Genomic DNA, 3,707 nt, shown 5'->3' with positions numbered 1-3,707 from the left:
CGGCCCGGCGCAGCGGCGGGGCCGTCATGCGCCGGCCCCGCCGCCGGAGCCGGCCAAGCCGACCAGGACGGCCCCGTCCTCGAGCCGCACCGGATGGACAGGCAGGAGAAGGTCCGGGTTGCCGAGGCACTCGCCGGTGGAGAGCAGGTAGACCTGCTTGTGCAGCGGCGAGGCGATGGTGGCCCGGGTGCCGGAGTTTCCGACGATGCCGCGGGCCATCACGTACGCCCCGGTGGCCGGGTCCCGCTGGTCCACGGCATAGACCTCGGTTTCGGAGATCCGGAACAGTGCCACCTGCCGGCCGTCCACCAGCGCAGCCTCGCCCCAGCAATTCTCCAGGTCATCCACCCGGCAGATGCGGTGCCATTGGATCCCGTCCATGGCGGACAGCATCTCGGGAGCAATCATTACGGTCATCGTGGTCCCCGTTCTGGAAGCGGATAGGAAGCGGATAGGAAACAAGAAGTATGCAAAAACGCTAGGAAACGGATGTTTCGGCCAGCTCCCCGCGGAGTAACGCAGAAGTAAAACGCGACTCACCCCGGCCGGGTGCCCCGGTGATGCCCGGCGGCACGGATCCGGAGCACCCGATCCGGGCGTCGCCGCCGCGTGTTTCCGGCAGGTTTCGGAATCCTCACCCGGACCCCCGGGAAAACCGAACCAAATGTCAACAAGAGGAAACAGCCGGGCAATCGGCAGGCAACGGTGGCTGCCTAGGCTGGAAGCCAAGTTCCGGCAGTGACCCGCATCCGAAAGGCCCGCAATGACCCAGAACACCCCGCGCAGGATCGTCGTCGTCGGCGGCGGCCCGGCAGCCCACCGTTTTGTCGAGTCCATGTGTTCCCGCGGAATGGTGGAGGCCGGCCGGTTCGCCATCACCGTGCTGACCGAGGAAGTCCACCGGCCGTATGACCGCGTGGCCCTGAGCAGGGCGCTGACCGATACCGGGGTGGACCTGACCCTGGGCGACAAGTCGCTGTGGGAGACGGACGGCATCACGCTGGTCACCGGTGCCCGGGCCGTGGACATCGACCTTGAGGCCAAGGAAGTCATCACCGCCGCCGGCGCCCGCTTCGGCTACGACGAGCTGGTGCTCGCCACCGGCTCCAACGCCGCCACCCTGCCGATCCCGGGCAACGAACACACCATGGTCTACCGCACGCTCGAGGACGTCCGGTCCATTAACGCGAAGGTCTCGGAGCTGGCCGGCAGGCTCGGCCGCACCGTCAACGCCGTCACCATCGGCGGCGGCCTGCTCGGGCTGGAGGCCGCCGCCGGGCTGCAGGCCCTGGGCGCCAATCCGGTGGTGATCGACGGCGGCAAGTGGCTGATGGGCACCCAGCTGGACGAGGGTGCCGGCCAGGCCATGGGCCGGCTGATCGCCGACAAGGGCCTGCAGGTGCACGGCGGCGTCTTCCCCGCCGCGGTGCTGACCGAAACGGACGGGGACGGCCAGGCCCGGGTCACCGGCGTCGAAATGGCCGACGGGCGGATCATCGACGCGGACATGGTGGTGGTCTCCATCGGCGTCCGGCCGCGCGACGAGCTCGCCCGCACCCTGAACGACCGCGCCAGGGCCGAGGCCGCGGCGGCCGCCGGCAAGGCCCCCGGGGAGCTGGGCGAGGAGGACTTCGTCCCGGTCTTTAGGATGGGCGCCCGCGGCGGCATCGTGATCGACGAAAGCTGCGGCACCGACGTCGAGCACATCTGGGCCATCGGCGAGGTCGCCAACTTCGGCGGCATGTGCGTGGGCCTGGTCGCCCCGGCCAACACCATGGCCGAAATCGTCGCGGACCGGCTGCACGGCGGGGATGCGGCCTTCACCGGCTTCGACACCGCCACCAAGCTCAAGCTCTCCGGCGTGGACGTGGCCAGCTTCGGCGACGCCCACGCCAAAACCGCCGGCGCCCTGGAGGTGGTCTACGCCGACCCGGCCCGCGGCGTCTACCAGAAGCTCGTGGTCACCGACGACGCCCGGACGCTGCTGGGCGGCATTTTCGTCGGCGACGCCGCGCCCTACACCTCGCTGCGGCCGCTGCTGGGCCGCGAGCTGCCGGCCGAACCCGGTGCCTACCTCTCCGCAGCCGGCGGTGGGGAAACCCCGGACACCGAACTGCCCGATGACGCCGTGCTCTGCTCGTGCAACAATGTGGCCGCCGGCAGCATCCGGGACGCCGTCAACGGCTGCGGCACCTGTGCGGGGAACGATCCGGTGCGCGAGCTCGGCGGGCTCAAGGCCTGCACCCGTGCCGGCACCCAGTGCGGGTCCTGCGTGCCGATGCTCAAGAAGCTGCTCGAAACCGAGCTGGCCAAGTCCGGCATCGCCGTCTCCAAGGCGCTGTGCGAGCACTTCGCGATGTCCCGTGCCGAACTGTTCGAGGCCGTCCGCGCGCTGGGGCTGACCTCCGCGGAACAGATCCTGGCCCGCTTCGGCACCCCGGTCGAGGTCGTCACGGCCGAGGGCAGGCCGGCCACCGCCGCCCCGCTCGGCTGCGACATCTGCAAGCCGGTGCTCGGTTCCATCCTCGCCTCCCAGCACAGCGCCTACCTGCTCGACGGCGGCCGCGGCGTGCTGCAAGACACCAACGACCGGGCGCTGGCCAACATGCAGAAGAACGGCACCTATTCCGTGGTCCCGCGCATTCCCGGCGGAGAGATCACCCCCGAAAAGCTCGGCGTCATCGCCCGCGTGGCCGGAAAATACGGGCTCTACACGAAGATCACCGGCGCGTTGCGCATCGACATGCTGGGCGCCCGGCTCGAACAGCTGCCGGAAATCTGGAAGGAACTGGTGGAGGCCGGCTTCGAATCCGGGCACGCCTACGGCAAGGCGCTGCGCAACGTGAAGTCCTGCGTCGGCTCGACCTGGTGCCGCTACGGGGTCCAGGACTCGGTGTCCATGGCCATCAACCTCGAACTGCGCTACCGCGGCCTGCGCTCGCCGCACAAGCTCAAGATCGGCGTCTCCGGCTGCGCCCGCGAATGCGCCGAGGCCCGGGGCAAGGACGTCGGCGTCATCGCCACCGCCGACGGCTGGAACATGTACGTCGGCGGCAACGGCGGGGCCATCCCCGCCCACGCCCAGCTGCTGGCCAAGGACCTGGACGACGAAACCCTGGTCAAATACATCGACCGCTACCTGATGTACTACATCCGCACCGCGGACCGGCTGCAGCGCACCGCCCGCTGGGTGGAGGAGCTCGACGGCGGCATCGGCCACGTCCGTGACGTGGTGGTCAACGACACCCTCGGCATCGCCGGGGACCTGGAGTCCGCCATGGCGCGCCACGTGGAGAACTACGAAGACGAGTGGGCCGCCACGCTCAAGGACCCGGAGCGGCTGCGCCGCTTCCGGTCCTTCGTCAACGCCCCCCGGGATGCCGACGGCTCAATCCTGAACGTCAGCGAGCGCGGCATGCTCCGTCCGGCCACCGACACCGAAATTGCCGCGGCCGCCGGTTCCGCCCCGGTGCTGCTGGGAGCCTCGATCCCGCTGCGCCCGGCCGACTGACCCCCGCCCGCCGTCCCGAAGGAGTCCCCCATGAACATCACCGCAGATTTGACCGGCCAGACAGTCCTCGTCGCCGGCGAGGCCGCGGCCGCCCGCCGTGCAGTCCGCCGCTACCGCAGTGCCGGCGCCACGGTGCGCACGCTCACCTCGCCGACGCACCTGGCGCCCGGGCTGTTCGACGGCGTCGTGCTGGTGG

The 3,707-nt window shown here is 70.1% G+C and carries 2 protein-coding genes; one reads left to right on the top strand and one right to left on the bottom strand.

Annotated features, from left to right (window positions below; all coding sequences use genetic code 11):
* Positions 1–24: 24 nt before the first annotated feature.
* A complete protein-coding gene (gene nirD, locus ACFQ36_RS21445; RefSeq protein WP_377017368.1) occupies positions 25–417 on the bottom strand; it encodes a nitrite reductase small subunit NirD in 393 nt (130 codons plus the stop codon).
* 346 nt (positions 418–763) lie between these two features.
* Here nirD and nirB point away from each other — a divergent pair, with 346 nt between their 5' ends.
* Positions 764–3,511 carry a nitrite reductase large subunit NirB gene (gene nirB, locus ACFQ36_RS21440; RefSeq protein WP_377017366.1) on the top strand — a complete coding sequence of 916 codons (2,748 nt, stop codon included), beginning with the start codon at positions 764–766 and terminating at the stop codon, positions 3,509–3,511.
* The last annotated feature ends 196 nt before the right edge of the window (positions 3,512–3,707 follow it).

Source organism: Arthrobacter sp. GCM10027362, from assembly GCF_042679445.1.
Taxonomy (GTDB): Bacteria; Actinomycetota; Actinomycetes; order Actinomycetales; family Micrococcaceae; genus Crystallibacter.
The sequence above is the reverse complement of the archived record's forward strand: the minus strand, read 5'-3'. Positions and strand labels throughout refer to the sequence as shown.

Excerpts from the sequence above, each read along its gene's own strand:
- nirD (WP_377017368.1), bottom strand. The coding sequence starts at position 417 with ATGACCGTAATGATTGCTCCCGAGATGCTGTCCGCCATGGACGGGATC.
- nirB (WP_377017366.1), top strand. The coding sequence starts at position 764 with ATGACCCAGAACACCCCGCGCAGGATCGTCGTCGTCGGCGGCGGCCCG.